Annotated in this window: 2 protein-coding genes; both read right to left on the reverse strand. The window is 51.4% G+C overall.

Annotation, left to right across the window (positions count from 1 at the left end):
* Positions 1–469 precede the first annotated feature (469 nt).
* Complete coding sequence (locus tag GOW93_RS21025) at positions 470–691, reverse strand: Glu/Leu/Phe/Val dehydrogenase dimerization domain-containing protein (RefSeq protein ID WP_438826210.1); 222 nt, start codon at positions 689–691, stop codon at positions 470–472.
* Positions 588–851: a Glu/Leu/Phe/Val dehydrogenase dimerization domain-containing protein gene (locus GOW93_RS21030; RefSeq protein WP_438826211.1), complete on the reverse strand. Its 264-nt coding sequence runs from the start codon at positions 849–851 to the stop codon at positions 588–590. Before GOW93_RS21030 ends, GOW93_RS21025 begins: the two co-directional genes overlap by 104 nt.
* Between the last annotated feature and the right edge of the window lie 222 nt (positions 852–1,073).

Genomic DNA, 1,073 nt, shown 5'->3' on the forward strand with positions numbered 1-1,073 from the left:
ATCGAGTATCTCCTCCTAGTTGACGAGTAACGCCCGCTCAGCAGCATGCTGAAGCCAGCGCTGATTTGCTGATGTCAGCGGCATCGTTCAGAAAGTTCGGACAACGATAGTTGATGAACTTTTCTTGCCTTTCCTAACGCATACGTTCTCGGTTCACCGACCGTGGCCAGTGATGTGAAAGAGAAATGAACGTTTTTGGGAATTGAATAACCGCCACTAAGCCTTCAGCTGATTGAGGACTCCTCATTGAAGACTCCCAGAAACTGGTTAGAACGCACCCGGCGATACGGCAACTATCAATAATCTAGAGCAGATATTCCTTTATTTTATAGTGTGCGGCACATGGCTGATAACTGGTTGGGATTCAAAACTTGGCAAGCGGTCTTTGTCCAACCTAGGTGCTTGATCCCAGGGTTTGATGGTGCGATCCATTCGAAGGAATGGAAGGATGCTTTGTGAGGCAGATACGTCACGGCTGCGCCACGACAACGCACGCCGCTGGTTTGCCCGTTGTACAGGCGTTTTGGTTAATCGCGTCTGACGAGCATATTCTACGGTACTCATCCGCCATCCACGCCATTTCACGTTCACCGGTTCCCATATCCGGTGCGGGAACGTTGCGGCCGGGGTGGATTAAGGCGCGTCGTGCCAGCTCTTGGGTAAAAACGGCGAGTGATCTTTTCGAGTTCATCCTCTGTCCATGCATTTGGGCTAATGGCCAATGCATCTTTGGAGCCTCCGAATGGCACATTGACCAGCGAACATCCTAAACTCATCAGCGAAGCGAGCGCCTCTACTTTGTTATAATTGGCCTCCGGCGAGTAGTGAATGCCTCCCTTGACTGGTTCGATAAGCTCATTGTGAACGGATTAACACCCCTGAAGGCTGTGAATCCGACCGCGAATTTTTACACCAAACCGTACCGAATACGTTGAGCTGCATTGAGCGATACGTTCGGCCAATCCCTCTGGAAGGTCGACATAAGTGGTGGCGGTTTGGATGGAGTGTTGAACACTTGTTGAGAACGGCGGTGAGAAAGTCGACCACGGTAGCGGCGGGATGACCCTGCTGCG

Origin of the sequence: Ruegeria atlantica (assembly GCF_013032455.1) — a bacterium.
GTDB classification, from domain to species: Bacteria; Pseudomonadota; Alphaproteobacteria; order Rhodobacterales; family Rhodobacteraceae; genus Ruegeria; species Ruegeria atlantica_B.